The 20,702-nt window shown below is 39.6% G+C and carries 14 protein-coding genes; 6 read left to right on the top strand and 8 right to left on the bottom strand.

Going from position 1 to position 20,702, the window contains the following annotated elements:
- The first annotated feature begins 68 nt into the window (after positions 1 to 68).
- From Q0976_RS18705 to xthA, 3 genes are read left to right on the top strand one after another with little or no spacing between them, the layout of a single operon-like run.
- A complete protein-coding gene (locus Q0976_RS18705) occupies positions 69 to 614 on the top strand; it encodes a septation protein A (protein WP_299495397.1) in 546 nt (181 codons plus the stop codon).
- Positions 614 to 913, top strand: a complete 300-nt coding sequence (locus Q0976_RS18700) for a YciI family protein (protein ID WP_299495396.1) — start codon at positions 614 to 616, stop codon at positions 911 to 913. Before Q0976_RS18705 ends, Q0976_RS18700 begins: the two co-directional genes overlap by 1 nt.
- A 16-nt stretch (positions 914 to 929) precedes the next feature.
- Positions 930 to 1,736 (top strand): exodeoxyribonuclease III, encoded by an 807-nt coding sequence (gene xthA / locus Q0976_RS18695; protein WP_299495395.1) that lies wholly within the window; start codon positions 930 to 932, stop codon positions 1,734 to 1,736.
- 76 nt (positions 1,737 to 1,812) lie between these two features.
- Here xthA and Q0976_RS18690 read toward each other — a convergent pair whose 3' ends face one another.
- From Q0976_RS18690 to nadE, 4 genes are all read right to left on the bottom strand, one after another.
- A complete protein-coding gene (locus Q0976_RS18690) occupies positions 1,813 to 2,289 on the bottom strand; it encodes a DUF1097 domain-containing protein (protein ID WP_299495394.1) in 477 nt (158 codons plus the stop codon).
- A gap of 424 nt (positions 2,290 to 2,713) precedes the next feature.
- Positions 2,714 to 3,349, bottom strand: coding sequence for a nucleotidyltransferase family protein (locus tag Q0976_RS18685; RefSeq protein ID WP_299495393.1), 636 nt, complete (start codon positions 3,347 to 3,349; stop codon positions 2,714 to 2,716).
- Positions 3,350 to 3,634: 285 nt separating this feature from the next.
- Positions 3,635 to 4,036, bottom strand: coding sequence for a hypothetical protein (locus Q0976_RS18680; protein ID WP_299495392.1), 402 nt, complete (start codon positions 4,034 to 4,036; stop codon positions 3,635 to 3,637).
- A 275-nt stretch (positions 4,037 to 4,311) separates the two neighbouring features.
- Positions 4,312 to 5,160 (bottom strand): ammonia-dependent NAD(+) synthetase, encoded by an 849-nt coding sequence (nadE, locus tag Q0976_RS18675; protein ID WP_299495391.1) that lies wholly within the window; start codon positions 5,158 to 5,160, stop codon positions 4,312 to 4,314.
- Between the two features lie 246 nt (positions 5,161 to 5,406).
- Between nadE and Q0976_RS18670 the strand changes: the two genes are divergently transcribed.
- The 3 genes from Q0976_RS18670 (at position 5,407) to Q0976_RS18660 (ending at position 7,667) form a co-directional block, all read left to right on the top strand.
- Positions 5,407 to 6,243 (top strand): AraC family transcriptional regulator, encoded by an 837-nt coding sequence (locus Q0976_RS18670; protein WP_299495390.1) that lies wholly within the window; start codon positions 5,407 to 5,409, stop codon positions 6,241 to 6,243.
- 320 nt (positions 6,244 to 6,563) lie between these two features.
- A complete protein-coding gene (locus Q0976_RS18665) occupies positions 6,564 to 7,217 on the top strand; it encodes a LysE family translocator (protein WP_299495389.1) in 654 nt (217 codons plus the stop codon).
- A 222-nt stretch (positions 7,218 to 7,439) separates the two neighbouring features.
- On the top strand, positions 7,440 to 7,667 hold the full coding sequence (locus Q0976_RS18660; RefSeq protein ID WP_299495388.1) for a hypothetical protein: 228 nt from the start codon (positions 7,440 to 7,442) through the stop codon (positions 7,665 to 7,667).
- A gap of 59 nt (positions 7,668 to 7,726) precedes the next feature.
- Here Q0976_RS18660 and Q0976_RS18655 read toward each other — a convergent pair whose 3' ends face one another.
- From Q0976_RS18655 to Q0976_RS18640, 4 genes are all read right to left on the bottom strand, one after another.
- On the bottom strand, positions 7,727 to 9,403 hold the full coding sequence (locus Q0976_RS18655) for a PfaD family polyunsaturated fatty acid/polyketide biosynthesis protein (RefSeq protein ID WP_299495387.1): 1,677 nt from the start codon (positions 9,401 to 9,403) through the stop codon (positions 7,727 to 7,729).
- Between the two features lie 26 nt (positions 9,404 to 9,429).
- Complete coding sequence (locus tag Q0976_RS18650) at positions 9,430 to 15,330, bottom strand: beta-ketoacyl synthase N-terminal-like domain-containing protein (protein WP_299495386.1); 5,901 nt, start codon at positions 15,328 to 15,330, stop codon at positions 9,430 to 9,432.
- A 43-nt stretch (positions 15,331 to 15,373) separates the two neighbouring features.
- Complete coding sequence (locus Q0976_RS18645; protein WP_299495385.1) at positions 15,374 to 17,719, bottom strand: PfaB family protein; 2,346 nt, start codon at positions 17,717 to 17,719, stop codon at positions 15,374 to 15,376.
- The coding region (locus Q0976_RS18640) for a KR domain-containing protein (RefSeq protein ID WP_299495384.1) at positions 17,716 to 20,702 on the bottom strand (2,987 nt) is incomplete at its 5' end. The genes Q0976_RS18640 and Q0976_RS18645, both read right to left, overlap by 4 nt.

Raw genomic sequence — 20,702 nt, 5'->3', positions numbered from 1 at the left:
CCTTTTTCCTCATTCACCATCATGCTACACTCATGGCTACTTTTACTTATTTTGATTGATATCACTTTATGAAACAGTTGCTCGATTTTTTACCTTTAGTTATTTTCTTTGCTTTTTATAAAATTTACGATATTTATGTCGCCAGTGGGGCACTCATAGTCGCCACTGCGCTGCAACTCATCGTCACCTACATGCTATACAAAAAACTCGAAAAAATGCATGTCATCACTTTTGCCATGGTGGCCGTTTTTGGCTCATTGACGTTATTTTTCCATGACGATGCCTTCATAAAATGGAAAGTCACCATTGTTTATGCTCTATTTGCAATCGGCTTAACGGTGAGTCAGCTGATTAACAAACCCGTTCTGAAAAGCATGCTTGGTAAAGAACTCATTGTTGCTGACAAAATATGGGCACATATTACTTGGTATTGGGTCTTCTTTTTTATCGCTTGTGGTCTACTTAATGTTTACGTCGCCTTTAGTTTGCCTCAAGAAACTTGGGTGAATTTTAAAGTCTTCGGTTTAACGGCATTGACTCTCATCAATACCGTGGTGACGATTGTTTATCTTTACAAAAATATGTCTGAAGAACAGCGTAAGGAATTGAAATAATGTGGTATATGATTTCATCTCAAGATAATGAAAATAGTCTAGAAAAAAGAAAAACCGCTCGCAGCGCCCACCTTGCTCGATTACAAGATCTCACCAATGAAGGTAAACTGCTTATCGCAGGGCCTCATCCTGCCATTGATAGCGACAACCCAGGCGAAGCTGGTTTTACAGGCTCATTAGTGGTTGCTGATTTTGACTCTCTTGAGCAAGCGCAAGCTTGGGCAGATCAAGATCCCTACATCACTGCAGGTGTTTACAAAAGTGTTGTTGTTAAACCCTTTAAGCGCGTATTACCGTAAAAGTAAGGAAAAAACTGTGAAAATTGTTTCATTTAATATCAATGGATTACGTGCAAGATTACATCAACTTCAAGCCTTAATCGATACTCATCAACCCGACATTATTGGTTTGCAAGAAACGAAAGTCCATGATGAAGCCTTTCCTTTAGCGGATGTGGAAGCCATGGGCTACCACGTGCATTTTCATGGTGGTAAGGCCCATTACGGTGTCGCCATGTTATCTAAACAAGCCCCTGACAAAGTCCAAAAAGGCTTTCCAACAGATGATGATGATGCACAGCGCCGTATGATCATAGGTACCTTCATGCAAAAAAATGGCCGCCCTCTGACGGTATTAAATGGGTATTTTCCTCAAGGAGATAACATTGATCATGAAACAAAATACCCTGCTAAGCGTCGATTTTATCAAGATTTAATGAAATATTTAAATGAATATCATAGTCCTGAAGAAGACATTGCCATTATCGGCGATATTAATATTTCTCCCACCGATCTTGATATCGGCATAGGAGAAGTCAATGCCAAACGTTGGCTAAAAACCGGAAAGTGCAGTTTTCAACCTGAAGAACGTAAATGGTTAGCCACCTTACTCGATTGGGGCTTAATCGATACTTTCCGTCAGCTCCACCCAAATAGAGCAGAGCGTTACTCTTGGTTCGATTACCGCAGTAAAGGCTTTGTCGATAATAGAGGACTGCGTATCGACGTGGTACTGGCCACCGCATCACTTGCAAATAAATTGACTGAAAGTGATGTAGATTATGATCTTAGAGGCATTGAAAAACCCTCTGATCATGCACCTATTTGGAGCAGCTTTAAGTAAGTTGAATTCAGCCTGTTGATAACAAGCAAAGGTGCATTTGAAATGCACCTTTGCTGTGGATATACCCAAGTAAACCTTACTCTACGGATTGTACTTTAGTTTGCTTATTCCCCAAGTTTATCAATCGTCCAGTTAATAAACTCATGCACAGGCCTAACGCTCCTCCTATTATTAGTGGAGGAATAATCACTGCAAGATCCCCAGCTAAAGCAAAGCAGACACAACAACCAATAAATGTTCCAGGAATAAAAGCTAAACGACTATAACTGGCTTGCAAACACATCGCCGCTGTCACCAAACCTGTCATCGTATACCCAATAATCGGAGAAACAAAAAAGCTGCTTGAGGCAATAATCAGCCAACCCCAGAACACACCTGACACATTTGTGGCCCAAGCCATGAGCATGCCCTTAACGCCAAGCAAAGGCTGAGCAAAAAACGTACTACATCCCATAAAGCCTAACCAAGTCACCCAATTAAATATATCTGCTACTCCAGCCCAAACAACAGCGAGTAATCCCGCTGATGTAGCCACAGCCCAACGATTTTCCATAAACCTTAACACCTTTGGGATATAACCACCTGTATTTTAAAAAACAAAAACAAAAACAATAGTATTGTCGTTTCCAACAAACATTATCGCTTATGAGCCTTGATGAAAAATACTCGGTAAAATTAAACACCCATTATTTTCTATTATTTATTGTTATTATCTGAAGTATGTAAATGAACCACTCATAAAGCTCAACCTACAACATATTAAATAACTCTGATTTATAAGTGAGATAAATTACCTTTTTTTGATAAAAAAAACACTAAATATCACTCAAAATACCATTAAATAGCACTTTTTTATAAAAATAACGTTACAAAATCACATTTTAGGTTTTTAAATTACAGTTTAATGACCAATATCGAAATGAGGTAACTAAAAAAGGTGAGTGAGTTAATCATTTATATCTGCTAATTCTCGCATATTATGACGTATTTCTTATCAAATATGATGACTGTTCCCAACGCTCAAGATCATTGTGAGTATCAATATCCCATACGGCGCATTCCAATGGCAAAAGACTCAATCGGCCCTGTGATTTATGCTTCATCAACACAGGTTTGGCACCTCTATCACCATGAACCATAGAAAAATCGGGTAAGTCGTCGTCATTAAAAATCGCCGGCACCCCAGGTTCACTAAAATACTCTGAGGCTACAGTCTGCCTATCTTGTAACCACAGAGAAAAAAGTTGCTTATAATCATCAACGTCAATTGCGACCTGATCGGCCAATGTTAGCATCAAAGCCGATGCTTGTTTCTTTTGAGCATAACGAGCTGCACATTTCACCGAGGAGGATAATCCTTGGGCCCAATCAGTATTAACAACACAAGACGCCGCTGTAGGTAGCAAAGGTTGTAAAGTGGCTTGATGACCACCTAAAATAACCACCAACTCAACAATTAATTCATTATCGCCGTTTAAATTTATCTGTTTAGCAAGTTGGGTAAGTTTGGAGTAGCTATCTAAAATGATTGCTTTTTGACTGCATTTTAACGTTGCAGCGAGTTTCGCTCCCTGAAAGCGGCGACTGCCACCCGCTGCAAGCATTGCAATCATGAATTTTTGACCTTGTTGAGACAAAATGGCATTTACCTATAAATTGAAAGCAACAAAAAAACGCATTTTATGCAATATACTTATCAAAATAAATAACTATCTCACCATTTATTTTTAAAATACTTAAAAATATAAAAATACTTCTTCTTTAGTCAATTTATACATCTATCTTATTCATGTGATAAATATCAATAATAAAACCGCACTCATAATCTCTTTTATTTCAGTGCGGCCTTAAATTATCACCTAACCTTAACTCTATTTACTCAAACAACTTTGTTATCATTAATAATCAACACACAGGCACATAAATAAATCAGAGCCTATTGTTTGTCCCCAAGAAGTGCCAGCAAAACAAGCTGGAATATCATCAAACTGCGAGCCATAAACCCAATGTGAGCTAGGATCATTTTGTGGATCCATAATAATTGCTGGATCTCGGGTTATCTTACACACATAAGCAACATCATGCTTCGAGACAACATCATTGGTTCTTTCATATTCGGCACGCGTGCCGACCCAAACATCACACGCTTTAGGGCAGGTCATGGCTTGCCCTTGATAAAAGTTTGGAAACCAACCCGCTTTGTAAGCATTCATACTTAAATCTTGAATAGGATCGGCCTGAATTGACATGCTTAGCCCTAATGCTAAGCTCATACAGAGTGAACAAATAAACGTTTTCATAATCGATATCCTTATTATTGATACTCCATGATTGAACGCTATAATATTAGTATAAAATAATCAGCCCATTCTAATCTAAAATCAAAAAATAAAAACAAAAAAATAACATTTTCAATGTTATGGTTGTTTTTAGCAGCTTAAAGCTATTTGTTTATAGCCAAATAATATGAATAATAATTGTAATTAATTAATATAATAATTATTAGTCTTTAATTAATAACGCTCATTTCTGAGCGCTAATCATTTCATATTAAAATCTAATTTAGATATAATCACTAATCATAAATGGTTGGAATAGCCTGTCGTTTATGCTGCGTCGCTTTATAAACCGCAATGAGCTTATCGCTCACAAAACTCGATACTTCTTTACCTTCAAGAAAATCATCAATTTGTTCATAAGTTAAACCTAATGCCGCCTCATCTTCTAATTGCGGCTTATCGCATTCCAGATCGGCTGTCGGTGCTTTCACCACTAATGTTTCTGGTGCATCCAAATAACGGGCAATTTGCCTCACCTGTCGCTTATTAAGCCCAAATAATGGCGCAAGATCACAAGCGCCATCACCCCATTTAGTATAAAATCCTGTTATATTTTCAGCGCTATGATCTGTCCCCACCACTAAGCCACCAATAACCCCTGCAATCTGATATTGAGCAATCATGCGCATTCTTGCTTTAACATTACCTTTAACAAAATCAATATTAGTACTATCACTGACTAACTCAGCAGCATCAATCCCCTTCAAAGTGGCTAAATGAAGTTCATCCACCCCTTGAGCAATATTAACGGTCACTTGTTTTGACGGCTGAATAAATTGACAAGCAAGCTGTGCTTCATCCTCATCTTTTTGCACTTTATAGGGTAAACGCACGGCAATAAATTGATACTCAGATTGATTTGCCTCAGCCTTTGTCTCAATAACGTCTTCATTGAGTTCATTAACGGCTAGCTGACATAATCGACCAGCGACAGATGAGTCTACCCCACCACTGATCCCCAATACTAAAGCATGAAGGCTTGACTGCTTCAACTTAGCCTTAATAAATGCTACGCGTCTTTGCACTTCAAAAGCAGGATCAATAACCTTTAACACTTTCATTTCTCTTATGATCTGACCTTTCACTGAGGCTCCTATTGATATCAAGTATCATTATTGTCAATAAATGTAGTATTAAAAAATGATAGGATTATACCCTTGCAATCTAAAGATACCAATGTAGAAACACTGGCAATCTGCTATCACTGCAATTATTTACTAGTCACAGCTTATGGCAAAGACTAACATAGCGCTATTCATTTACGCTTTCGATATTAATTTTGACAACGTTATATCGAAAGGCAATACAAGCTAGCCAACAAAATACATCACATGCAACAAGATTATATTCATTATTGGCAACACCCTAGCATTGCAGAAATGGCTGTCAGTCGTGCTCGATTTCAACATTTCACTTTTGAAAAGCATGTTCACTTAGATTACCATGTCGGGCTTATCTCACAAGGCAGTCAACGCTATTCCCATAAAGGACAGCAGTATCATGTCGGCAATACGGTATTATCAACGCTCAATCCTGATGAAGTTCATGATGGAACAAGTCATCAAGAAGAGGGCTACACAGCCAATGTGATGTCTATCCCCATTCACTATTTTCATCACATTACACAAGAACTCAAACACACCTCTTGTTATTTCCAACATGCTATATTGCCCTGTTCTCAATTATGTCAGGCTTTTTTGCAATTACATCACTTACTGACACAACAAGACAAAAACAATATTGACAGCCAACTGATTAAAGAAACCACAACCATGGCTTTTACAACAGAACTAATATTACGCCATTGTAAAGGAAGCCTTGCTGATCCAAAGCATTCTTTTTCTTTAAGTCATCAACAATTAAAAAACATTAAATCTCTGTTCCACAGCCAACTCACACACGCATTTAAATTGGAAGAACTCGCTACCCAAACAGGGTTAAGTCAATTTCAATTCCTTCGGCAATTTAAAAAAGCCACAGGTATCACACCCCATGCTTACCTTAAATGCCTTAGATTAGAATATGCTAAAAAAGCATTATTAAAAGGCGATAAATCCACCAGTATCGCTCATAATATGGGCTTTTTTGATCAAAGTCATTTCAATAAAACCTTTAAAGCCGCTTATTTAATGACTCCCAGCCATTTTCAACGTCAAATTACAGCTTGAGAAGTACAGCATTATTTCTACTAAGGAAACTGTTCTTTAGTCTTTAATAACCCCTAAGATAAATGTGTTTTGATCTCGGCGCAGTCTGTAGACCCAGATCCTGTTTTATAAAAGAAGGAGAATGGGGAAGAGAGGAGGTCTGGAACCAAAGCCGAGCATAAACTCTGCCTTTTATCAATAAATGACAAGCTACTGCAGAAATCATCAACAAAGATCAGCGTCCCCCAAACTGCAAGATGCAAGATGCAATTTTTTACAATACTCAAAAACAAATATGGCTCACAATAACGATCATTAGATAAAACAAGGTAAAAACACATATGAATGTTGAATTACTCACGACATTAGCCGTGATCCACAGTTTAGCCCTCATGAGTCCAGGCCCTGATTTTGCACTAACAGTCAAAATAGCCACTCAACAAACTCGCCAAGTTGCACTGACGACAGCGCTTGGTATTTCAGTCGGTATTTTAATCCTCACAAGCTTAAGTTTAACCGGTGTTAGTTTAGTTATTCACAGCTCTCTGATCCTATATACTCTGATCCAACTCATCGGTGCATCCTATCTGGCTTGGATAGGCACTCATGCATTAAAAGCCGTATTCACTCACTTCCATGCAACATCATCAGATCATGACAAGAGACCATCATGTAAACCGCTCAGCCCATTTCAAGGATTTAGGCAAGGGCTACTCACAAATTTACTCAACCCAAAAGCCCTCATCTTTTTTATTACACTATTTTCAACCCTTATCACACCTTCTATCAATATCGGCACTCAACTGGCGAGTGTGGTATTACTTTTCCTGCTGTCACTGTTATGGTTTAGCCTACTCAGCTTATTCCTGTCTAAACCCCATATTCAAACGACACTTCAACGCATCACCCCTTTCATTAATTTGGCAACAGGCATTATTTTTATTGCTATCGCATTAGGGATTATCTATGAGGCCCTCATTCCAATCTTAGCCTAAACATCATTTATTTATAGCCATAGTAATGAGGTTAATAATGCAGTAAAAACACCTTTAATTGTCCCTTTATCTTTTCATTTCAATTAATTCAAGTTACATACAGGCAGTAAAAGGTAACCTTGGCATTCAAAAGAGTGTATTATCGATTCAGCTTTCCACGTGAATGAGCCTACACGTTATCGCACTCTTTTATGCTTTATGGATAATAAAGGAGCAATAATAATGGATAATTCCCCCAAATATATCACTTCTGACAAAGTCACTTATTTGAAGCACTCCACTGTAAAAAAAACCAACGTCAAACCCATAGTCAAAACGCATATCGCCTTTTGGGTACCACTTTATATTAATAGCCTACATTATTTATGTCGTTTCTTTGGTACTGAGCCCGATCCCATTAAAAAGCGAAAAATCATTGCAAAAGGGATCCGCTGGGAGCGAGTCCAATAATATCACCCCCAGTATAATCAATAAGATATACTGAAAAATGAGGTCGCCGACCTCATTTTTTAAATCATGCTTTTACTCGGTGACCATCGCCTCAATTCAACAGGAAGGTTTATTCCTTGAGCAATAATATGATTAACTCGATTAAGATAAGCTGCGCCATAAAGTAAATGTTTCGCTATATCGACAGCATGACGGGCTTTATAGTCATCAAGGTAACTGCCCTTAGCCCATTGATTAAATGCTCCTAACGCAGGCCCAGCCCAAATCTGGTAATCCATCTCTCTACCGGCTTCACCTACATTTGACCAACGACTCGATAAACCCAAATACCATCTAAAAATCAAAGCCATTTTACGCTTAGGATGACTCATTGCACGTTCAAGAACCTTGGGATCTCGCTCGTTGAAAAAACTCACCGTGCCTTCCCATACTTCCTCTAAGCTCCGCCTAAATATTTGCGATTCTAGCTTCTCTCGTTCTTTAATAGGGATAGCTTCAATACCATCATAATGACTATAAATATCGTACAGCTTATTGGCTCTCATAGGAAAAAAGGTCCCCCTTTTTACCACTTGTAATTTAACGCCCATTTCAAACATATCCGCAGCAGGTGCCATTGTCACATCGGCCATCTCCGTCGTTGATAACAACTGACGAGTATGTTCACTCGCTCCCGCTTCTACACAAGCTTGATTGACTGAGCCCGTCACAATATAAGCCGCTCCCATATTAAACGCGGCTAATGCCGCATCAGGAGTACCAATTCCCCCACCAGCACCCACACGTAAAGGAGTCGAGTACTGATATTGAGATTGAATACTGTCTCTAAGCGCTAGCAATGTGGGTAATAAAGTCACCAATGGGCGATTATCAGTATGTCCACCAGAATCGGCCTCTGCAGTAATATCATCAGCCATTGGTACTTTTTGAGCCAGTAACATTTGCTCTGCTGTGATTAAGCCTTCATCAACTAACCCTTGTAATAACTTAATTGGCGCAGGCTGCATAAAATGCCGCGCAACTTCCACGCGGCTAACTTTTGCTATCACTTTATTCTTAATACATATTTTTCCATTTAAATCACAACTCAAGCCTGCAGCTCGATAATGCACAATTTGCGGCGTCAACCCCAAAAACGCAGACGCTTCCACAGTCCGTACTTTATGTTTTAAAAATAGTCCAATACTGGACTGTTCCATTGCAGGCTCACTTGGACTGTGTAATAGATTGAAAGCATAAGGACCATTCGGTAAAGCAGCTTGAATGCGTATGATGGCCTGTTCAATACGATCTTTCACTAACCCTCCTGCACCAAAAGAACATAAAATGCCCGCCTTTCCTAAGGCAATCACCAGCTCTTCTGAAGAAATACCATTTGCCATAGACCCCGCATAATAAGCATACTTAACACCATGTACACGCCTAAAATGACGATCGCCTAAACTTTGTGTGCCTAATGCTGGCGCAAAAGCACTTACCGGCAAGTGGGCCTTATTGGTTGAAACAAAATCATCAGTTCTAGACATATGTTTGCTCGAGTCAAAACGGTGTGGATCAATGAGCGAGGCTTGTTGGCTGATCCCTAGTCCTTTATTGCTATGATTAACGAAGTAGCAGCCTAAACTAAGATCATTTAATTGTTGAGACATGTCGGCCAAATCAAAGCTCACGTGAGAGACATCAATTTGCCATGGCCAAGGAGATAATGGTTGCTCACTGAGCTTGGTTTTTTCCATATATTAGCGCCTCAATTAATAACAATTTATTCATTGGCTTCTTCAATACAAATCGCAATATTATTGACCTCATAAATTCGCAGACCATCTTTACTTAAATTCGCTCTACCAATAATGACTTTTTTCCCCGGCTCATCACGAATAGCCAAAATATGCACATCCACAGACATATGAGTATTTAGCGGCGTAATTTGACCTCTATATTTCCATTCAATCTCAGAAAGAATATGATTGATTTTAGGATTATTGAACTGCGCACCTAAGTGTTGATTAATCGCATAAACCTGCATTAACTCTATAATGGCTTCAACCCCTAAAGAACCAGGCATAACGGGATCTTGATGAAAATGACATTGAAAAAACCAATCACTGGGATCGATTACCCGCTTAGCAAAAGCATACCCTATGCCTTGACAACCTCCTTGCTCGACAATATCCACTTCATCGATAAAATGAAGTTGACCACCCGCCAATTTAAAATAAGGCTGTGCTTTACTGGCACAAAAATAACGGCTGTTTTTATCGATTAAATCAATATGGTGATCGGGCTCACACTGTTGTTGATGATGCCAAGCTTGGGTCGTTTGACCGTTATCCAGTCCAAGTTGATGAGTTAATGCCCCTTGCGTGAAATAGCCAAAAGAGGCCTCTCCGTTATAAAACACCTCATTATTACAACTCAGCTCAAAAGTAAAACGCTGTATAATGTTCATTCCAGCTATCACTGTAGACAGTAACACTGAGCGATTCACTATCGTTTTTCCCCGCAAGTCTACTTCACGAATTAATGTCCCTTTTCCATCCAAGTTACGGAAAAATAAATCCTCACCACTGATCTGTAACGTGGTCCCCATATAACCCGATATGAAGCCATTTGGCTGTAAAGATATTTCCATTAAAATCGAGTAAGGCATTTTAGTTGGGTGATTATTTTGCTTAAAATACCATGCATCCTGAGGCACATCATATTCAGCAACACAAAAAGCATGCTCAGTAAACTCCCCTCGTGTCCCCTTTATATCAATAATTCTTGTGGTCAATTGTAAATCACCACAAGGCGTTCGAGGAGAAATACGATTGCGATACACGGCAAAGTCTTCTCCAAAACAATTTTCAATATTGCCCGTTGCAAATTCAAATAAGTGATAGGGTGTAAAAGGTAGTGTATTCGGTTCTCGATTAGGATAATCCGGCGTAATCGGTGCAGAAACATGTTTAAATGGGATCACTCCTTTATTGGCCTCAGCGTTAACATCGTCAATTTTCTGCATCAAAGGAGCATTAGTATGAAATTGTTGGTTTTGTTGCTCTAATAACGTCAAGTGTCCTTGATAACGTTCACATTCCTCTTCTTCTTTTAACACCACACCTAAATCCCTAAAATCAACCACCACTTTACCGTTAAGTAAAATATCAACATTCGCCTTCGCATAAGGCCTAGGACTTAATCCAATTTCAGTAATTTCCATTTGATAGGTTAATTGACCTGACTGAGGGATCACTTGCCCTCGACACCTCACTTTTTGAGTCAGTTCAACTAAAGGCTGAAAACGGCCAGATTGCGTTAACGTCTGCATACCTAAATAAAGCATATAAAACTGCAATAACTGACCACAGCCTTCAGCCATTAAGGAGCCCGCCATCACAGGATCATCTTTAAAATGACAAGGGAAGTACCAATGATCAGGTGCTAATGTTTTATGGGCTTCAATAAACCCCAGCCCCCAGGCACCACCATTAATATCAACTTGGCTGACTGATTCAATCATTAAAAATTGCCGAGAGGTGAAACTCAATGACATTTGCTTAAGACCATCAGCCCGGTGACTCTTTCCAAAACACTTCTCTAAATTAGCCTCACTCAACTGACAAATTTCATCCAAACCAAAATGCGTTTTTTGGCAATGCAATAAAGGGGGAAAAGAAGGGCTATTTTGCTTGAGTGCTTGCTCTCTCGTGGCTATTTCTGACTCTGTTTTAATCACCCCTTTTCCATCAGCTAGCTCAGCATCAGTAAAAAAGCCGGCACACCCATCATCCATTTTCAAAATCATTTTATCATCGACAAAACATTCATAAGAAAAAAAGAACAACAAAGTGTCACCATTACGAGCAAATTTATTGATTTTAATATCATAACGTAATGTATCACCCGCTCTGGGGAGGTCGCCTAAGAAAGTTAAACTACAATCTAACAATCGATATACTCGCTCCCCCTTATTTTCAAAGTCGATACCTAAATAACTGATCAACATCAAATCACACTGCCCAGATTCAACAGCAACAGCCCATAAAATTTGTCCATCCAATAAATAAGGCGCATCGATAGGAATGTCATACTCAGTTGTCATCGAACTAGGCTTAAACTCATGGATAGTCGCATCAAGTTTTGTGACACGAGAGACCAAGAGATAATCCGTTGTCGGCAAGCGAACACGTCGAGAATAAGTATCAATGACCTTATACTCGGGCCCAAATACATTCGCAATTTCCCCTTCTGCATACTCCTGTAACTCTTCAAAATCCCAAATACAATCTTTTGGCTTTGCTAGCTTATCGCTCTTTGCTGACAGCGCCAGTATATGCTGAGAATCATCAGGTAATGTCGCCTTCTTCTTGGCATGAAAAAAGGAGTCTCTATACTTTGACTGTAATTCCTGTCTGCTCAATTTATGGGTAAACTCACTTGCTGTCAAAAATGCGCTGTGTACCTCTTGCATAGCATCACGTTGCTGTAAATAAGCAGGTATTAAAGTGTGCAAGCGTGTTTCGTAAACTGAATGTATGACTTGACTAGAAGCAGGGAACATTGGGCTCATCCCCCCCCCAACTTGTCTCATCATCTCGACTTCATCTTCAGCGGCCACAGACGAACCTTTATGCGATTCCATGAGTTGAGAAAAACGCATCAAAGCTTTTTCCTGTTCAAAATCGATTGAATTCATTCCTGCTGAGCCTAAAGGCGGACAAAGTTCACATCCATTAAACTGAGCTTGAATACCCGCTTCATTATTAAGTTCTGCATTCAAAAGAGTCTGGAAAATATCTTTTCCTCCCAACACAACCTCTTTCATTAATTGAACAACAGGTTTATTCAATGCTCGGTCTTCATGAACATTTCCCCCTTGTAAAAGACGCTTATTCAGTGCCTGCTGATGTGGTTTTGTTTGGGTCAAGATGAGTAACGATTGCTCGTCTTCACTCATAATATTGACTAAGCCATTCACCTCGTCACCACAAGACTGTTCAATGGGGGTTTCACGCAACTTAAGTAATAAATGCAGTAAACTTGCCATACCTGCTGCTGCAAAGGTATGTCCAATCCTATCGCTGACTTTTGAATATTGGGCTTGAGGAAGCTGAGACAGGAATGTATTTAACTGCTTGCTTAATTGCTGAGCCTGTGAGCTCGGAGCAACACTTGATTCAATCATTGACACCTTAGCACTCACATACTGCAATATATCAGTATTGTTCTCATTCTCTGAAATATTCACCTTTGAAACACATTCAAGTAGGTCAGCATAAACATGATCAAGCTTCGCATCTTCTTTTATTTGCAACACAATCGCTCCCGCACCTTCGCCCACATTCCAGTTAGGTGAGTGAGACATCTCGGCTGACTCTTGAGGCTTCAATACAGGATTGGGATCTATCGCAACGGGTTGACAGTGTGCTGTCGCATAAATTTTTTCAATACTGCCACTTAAGTCAACCGCAGCAATCACCACTGCTTCCAAAGGGTCTTTCTCATCTTGATGCTTAAACCATTGCTTTGCAATTTCTAAGCAACGAGTCACGGATTGCTCAGACGCTGATACCGTAAAAGCTGGCCCAGAAAAATCCCAAAGAGACGCCACACGAGAAGCCATGATGTTACCGATAAAGCTTGTATATTGGTTTAATTTAGCCGCAGGTAAAATACTGTCCATACTGATTGCTTCTAATGCTAAATATTCTTCATTCGTTAATGAAATACCTTGTTTATCTAAGCTATTTTTCAGTTGTGTATGAAGATTAACCCGCCCTCTAAACTGATGTAACTCCAGTTCCGCTTCCATCGCTACTAATACCGCAACATGCTGCCCACTTTTAAGACCGGCATCACGAATAGCTTCATCAGCCATTTTCATTAAGAGTAATTGCTGTGGGATCAATCTATCATCTTCATTTGGCGGCAATTTAAAACGCAAAAAATCCAACTTAAAGCGATCGATATATGCCCCTTTAGGGACAGCTTTCAAACCAAAATCAACTAAAATATCAGCATGTTTATCCATTCCTTTCCAGCGCTTTTCAGGTAATGAAATAAATCCATGTTGATAATTTTGAATTGCACGATCAAAACTATTGATATCATCAAAAGGACCAAAATGCGCTGCTATTCCTGTAATCGATAAGGGCTTACCGGGCTCACTTTCCCTTTGATACCCCATTGAAGAACTTACCTGCTCAGAACCAAGATGAATACTTTCTTCCATCATCTCAGGCTGAAATGACGACATCACTAAATGGGCATTACAACCACCAAACCCAAATACAGAAACCCCTGCATGCTTTTCGTTTTTATTATTTTTTACAGGCCAATCAATAACATCATCAAAAAATGAATGTTCAGAAAACAAGCCATTGGGCGATGACATCGCCTGCTCAATATGCATACTGGGTGGTAACTTACCTGTATTCATGGAATAGATCATTTTCATGATCCCCGGCATGCCAGCGGCTGTGAGTAAATGCCCTAGATTTGATTTCACCGCCCCCAATAATGGGGCCGAGCTTCCCGCTAATTTATCACTAAAAAACTGCTCCATAGAAGTCAGCTCAACTTTATCCCCTAAAGGTGTACCCGTTGCATGACACTCAACCACTTCCACATCTTTTGGCGCTATCGCACTGGTACGATATGCACGCTCATAGGCGGTTACTTGCCCTTTACTATTCGGACTCAGTACAAATTGACCTTTACCATCATTGGATAATCCCACGCCATCGACAACGGCATAAATATGATCATGGCTCTCAATCGCATCTTTAAGCCTTTTTAATACCAAAACACCAGCACCTTCACCGGCAAACAAACCTTGACTGCGAGGATCAAAAGGAATAGAAATATCATTATCAGGATAAGCATGGAAAATTGAAAACCCCATGTTAATCACAAACGGATCGGCACCAGAAACCGCCGCAGCGAGCATCACATCCGCTTTTTGTTGATTAAGGTAATCGCATGCCAATTTAAGGGAATAAACAGAGCTGGCACAGGCTGCATCTAAGTTAAAGTTCACACCACCTAAGCCTAACGCTTTTGCCACTAATTGAGCATAATGGCAATGAGGAGAATGCTGAAAATCAACCTCTTTCACCTGCATCGATTCAGTCAATGTCAACCTATGCCCATGCTGCAATTTAAAACGTGTTTTTAATGCTTTTTCAATCACTCTGTCATATAAAGGCAAAAACAATTTATTCGATTGCCTCGTTGGAAAAGATAACGCTCCCATGACCAAGCCCACTTTTTCTAATCCACTGGGCGTGAGAGTGATACCTGCATCTATTAACGCACGGCGGCTTGTATCTAAAGCCCATTGAACACTCTGATCTAAAGCGTGTAATTCATCCTCACACATTTGATAGCCACTGGCATCAAATTCAAACTGCCTGATATAGCTTCCCTTATCACAATAGAAACGATCATTTTCTCCTTTCTTGCCCCTATAATCATCAACATTTTCACCCAATTCCTGAGCTGATATAGGAGAACGAACATCTTTCTTTTGTAATAAATTCTGCCAAAAAGTCTCCACATCTTTCGCTTCAGGATAGAGTGCAGCTAAGCCCACAATCGCAATTTTACTGCCTTTATTCACATCTTCATGAGATAAAAACGGTAATTGATGTAACGCTTTTTTATTGTGGGGTGGCATAAACTTCTCCTCATTAAACAATGATGATTAAGCCAATAATAATCTACTGTTGCTTTTCCAAAGGGCTTGAGGCGTGCGGTAATTCAATAGCGTCATTTGCTTTATCGGCCAATAACGTACCCACACTCCGTTGCAATACTTTTAAACTCAATGGCACTCGATGACTGATTAATTGAGCGATAATATTCAATAAACCCTTCACGTCATCGACAGCACGACTGTTGACAGCCATGGCATCACATTTGTCATCGACGGAATCAGCTTGATTAATACGATTAATCAAAATGGTATTTTGCTTATCTGCACCCACTTCTAAAAACAAGTTGGCTCCCAAGCGTCTAGCATTTTCAACATGTTTTGGAAAATCAAGTGGATAACATAGATTATCCGCCACTGACTTCGCAATGGTCTTGCCACAAAAGGGATTATGCTTGTAGTGAATGCCCCGCTTTAACTGCGAGCTAATAAAAGTAATTTGGGTCGGATCGACAGTGTCATTGGACGTCTTGGTTGACACATGATGTGGCTGATCGTACAAGAAGGGTCGTTGTGAAAAATCATTCAAAGGACGTAAATAAAAATCATAGGTTTCTTGATGTACTAACATTGCAGGCCCTGTGTGCATCGCAGATACACCTGAACTGGTCATCGCCTTTGTGCCTAATGCACTAATCAGCGCCTTACAACTTTCTTCACAACCAGAAATAATACAAGTTTCACCTTGATTAATGGCTAAATAAACACGAGGGTAATTATCAATAATGGCATTAATTTCTTTCGCTGGTTTCCGTAATAAAAAACTCCCCCAACATACTTTATCTTGATGTAATTCATCACGTTCATGCGCTTTACTATCACAGTTCACGCTTTGAGGATCATTTTCCTTATTCGCCACTACTTGATTGAACTGCCCTTCATCCTTTAATCCCCACGCTTTTCGGACTGCATCTAAACGGCCTGACACCATTGAAGAAAATAGACCCGTTGTAAATGTGTCTTCCACCATCTCATAAGGGTTTTTCCAAACACCTAAACAAGCCCACATCGACACCTCGCCCATAGAATACCCCATAGCAAAACGAGGCGTGATATCAAATTCTCGTGTTAATAGTTTAGTGAGTAAATAGCTACTCCCCACACCTGAAATGGCTTGTTCTGCCAAGCTCATGCCTTTTTCATCCGCACTGCTACGACGAATACTAATGAGCTTATCCCACTGGGACTCTTTTTTCTTCTCCTCAAAAGACAGCTCATTTAACTCAATATCCTGATAAATCTTTTCTGACTGTAATATGTCTCTTAAGTCACCCTCACCTTCTAGAGTTTGATACAATTCAGGAAAATATTCATGTAACTGGCTTAGCATTTTGTCAAAAACTGTACCCACGCCAGGGTAAACGAAAGTTAAACCAACATCGGTTAATGGCTTGGCAAAGAAACAACTACCACTGGGTGTTCGATAACGACCTTTAGCCGCTATTACCTTAGGAATAGCTTTGAATACATTGTCTATTTCTTGTTTAAGCCCACTTATCGATGTGGCTTGAAGTACCACTGAAAAAAATGATCCCTGCCCAATATTTACATAAGTTCGTAAATTTTCTGCCATCAACGTCAATACACACACATCATCTATTGCCAACGATTGTGTTAATCTCACTAAGGCTTGTTGCAATTCACTTTGATTATGGCCGTTGAAAATAAAAAATAATTGCTCTGAATGGATTAAAGACTTAGCAGGTGTCTGATAGGTTCCTTGGGTTAAAATAATACAAGATTGTTGCTGTATTTCAGGTAGCGTCGTTAAGTTGTCTTCTGAAAAACCAAAATTCATTGCCACCATGCGGGGCTTATAGGGCGCTCTAAACCAAAAATGTGATTGTGTTTCTGTCACCAATGTCCGGTTCATTAAATTAATAACCCACTGACAGAATTGAAGGCATTTTTGCTCACTATTTAAATCATCATAAGACACACTTTTAATGTCGCTGTGATGAGTTTCCCCCCTCACTTGTTTAATGGCTTGTTGTTCTAAAACCTGATACGCCCTTCCTCTTTGCACCGATTGCCATTGAAACGCTGATAATAAAGCATGGGGATGTAATTTTAACTTAGCCGCTTTTAATGCCGGTAACATTATAAGAGTATATTCTGGCATAATCAGCTTGACACCATTACCGCAACAAACCGCTTGAATCGCTGAATCTAGATCTTGTTCAAATGCTACCACACACCTGATATCCATTGATAAAGCCTTAAAATTAGCTTCCTCTACAGGCAAGCGCTGCTTTTTTGCATCTCGCACATCGTTTGCTTGAATAAAAAGCGCGATACGTAATGCCTTTTTAGATGGTTTCAAGCTACCATCATCAAGATTATTGACACTCATATGCTCTCACGTCCCTGTATTTGTTGTGAAGACGATGACAAGGACATACTGGAGTTTAAATAACTTTTGGCTTCAACAAGTGTCTCATTCGTTATCAAAGTATTAGATAAAAATGCGTCATTTAAACTATCACTGATTGTAACAACCGCACCTTTTAGCACTGCACTTAATTCACCATTTTGATGATATAAAGATACATTCGCTTTTAATTGATGAAACGAATGCTCTATCACTTCAAGTAACAAAACACCTTTTTCACCTTGTTGAAAAGGCTGGTAAGTAAGCAGCTTCCCGATACTTGTTGGTAAACTTGCCGCTTCATATTTAAATCGCGCCCAAACTAACATGGCTTGTAATAACAAGTCTTCCGCAAAAGGCTGACAGCCTCCCCATTCATAACAAGGGGTAAAACAACCACTGTCACGAGCATTCACCAGAGGTAGCTGACATAACGCCAACAAAAATGTATCATTGATATGTTGCACAGCGGTGATCCCTTGTAATCTTGGACCATGAAATAACACACCTTGCTGATAAAATTGACTGGCATCTAGCACATTATCATTCTCATTATCGAATGCTAATGCTGACCTATCCATCAAAGAAGGTTGCTCATCTTCCTCTAGTGCCTTTATCGTTTTCACTATCAAGCGTGCACTCGATTGAGGCCTGTCATTACAATATAATTCTGCTTTTAATGCTTGTTGATATTTATCTCCATCACCATCTGGCATTAACGTTAACTTCAAGAGCTGATCTTCAAACAAATTAAAGATAATGCCTTTTAACAGTTGATAATCTTCAACCTGTACTTGCACATGATGCGTATCATCAAAGGCTAACCCACATGAAGAAATTGCAGCTTCTCGCATCCATTGAATAGCAAATACAGCAGGTAATACAGGATTACCGCCGATACAATGATCAAGCACAATCGGTAAAGTAGCCAAATTCAGTCTACGGGTTAAAATTATCGCCCTTGTCAGGGGCTTAATGTCAGTATTTTTCTCAAGATCAGAAAGCACTTGTACAGTACCATTTTGACCTTGATTGTCTTTATACTCTTCATGTTGATATCGGTCATTCAGGCTGTCAGGGGTCATGGTGAGCGGTTGAGGTACCTGTTTTTTGGCACTTCCTTGCATGGAACTACCTACAACAAGCTGCACATGATGTGAACTCACCAATTGACGCGTAAAGAGCTCAGCTCCTGACTCAAGTGGGATCACATCGACTCCCCTATCAATGAACATTTTTCTTAAATCGGCATTGACCATGCCACCATCCCAAGGTCCCCAATCAAAACTCATTACTTTTGTTTGAGACAATGAAACAGACAATTGCAAGGCTATTTTATTTAAAATCTCATTCGCCATTGCATAGTCACTTTGCCCTTTATTACCATAAAATGCCGCCGCAGATGAAAAGAGAGCCAACACTTTTAATTTTTGGGGATCAATAACTTCCATTATAGATACGAGTCCTTTGACTTTAGTGTCATATACTCTATCAAATTCATCTAAGCTTTTATTCTGAATATAATTGTCAGCTAATACCCCAGCACCGTGAATCACCCCAGTAATACAAGAATGTGGCTCTAACGATTGATTTTCACTCACTTTGGTATAATTGGATAATTGAGTACGAACAGAATAAGAGTCAGTAACATCCATGCTCACATACTCAGCACTGGCGCCCACTTCCTTGAAAGCTTGTAATGCTAAATCAATCTTCAGAGCATTTTTTATAGGCTCAATGAGTTGTGCTATTTGTTTTGGGGTCACTTTTTCAGACTGAGTTTGCATAAAGGTAATCGCCGCTGCTTGTAAATTATCGAGATCTGTATTTTCTGACCAAGCAGGCCTATCAACTAAAGGAAGATACTCACTACGCCCGGCAAGTATGAAGTGGGCTTGTGTTTTCTTTGCTAGCGCTAATGCACAAGTCTGGGTTACCCCTTTTGCTCCACCAGTCACTAAAATAATATCCGTTGAATTGATACTAACAGGCTTACTGGTTCGCTTTTCAACTCTCATCGCTTCATTTTTATCTAAAACAGTATTCAAGACGGGATTAAAACGGCCTAACAATGTCACTCCCACTTCAGTAAGGCTCACATCCTGATCGCATAGTTCAAATAATATTGCCTGAGCCACACTTTGAGCATCCATTTCAGGAGTAATATCTAACGCTCGGCAAAAAACATCAGGCCATTCATGATTCATTGTTTTGCAGAGTCCTGAAAGCCCCCCTTGATTAAGCTCGATTGCATTTAACTGGGCGTTATTTGTTAACCCAAACCCACCATCCATACGACTTACTGTCATAAAACAGTATCTTGAATTACCATGCTCTTTCGTTAATTCAGACTGTAATAATTTAGCCCATAGAAAGACCAGCTTAAGCTGACGCAAACTCTTTTTATTTAATACCAACAGCGATTCAGCGTCATTTAAGACGGACTGAGATAAAGGCTGCAAATAAACCAACCCAGCTATTTGACTAAAAGAGTGAGATATATAAGCAAGTGTTTCCCTCAAACCCACTTCATCTTGGCTTTTAAGTTGAAAGCTTTCCACTTCAGAACTCAAAGGAGATTGAGGCTCACCTTCTGGTAAACGGATCACAGCAATTTGCAAATGCTGTAATCGCAGCTTTTCTGCCAAAGCCCCGGCATTATGACCATCATCTACAATAATAATGCAGGCATTTTGTGGGTAAATATTTAATGTCTGTTCCACTAAAGGTGGAAGCGGTGCTAATACCACTTCACTATGACTAGGTAACTCTATCTGACTGCTGATGGTTGAAGATAAAGGTAAACTGTCAGCAGTCATCACTTTTACATCTATTTTTTCCTCCTCTTGAGGAGAATGACTATCCATTTCTAACGAATTTGTACAAAGTTGACTGTTTAAGTAACTGACAATGTCACCTAATGTGCGACATTCGGCCATTTCCTCAGGGTTTAGCTCAGGTAAAG

The sequence above is a fragment of the uncultured Shewanella sp. genome (assembly GCF_947501665.1).
In the GTDB taxonomy this organism is placed as follows: domain Bacteria; phylum Pseudomonadota; class Gammaproteobacteria; order Enterobacterales; family Shewanellaceae; genus Shewanella.
Note: the sequence above shows the minus strand (reverse complement) of the source record. Positions and strands in the feature narration are given on the sequence as shown.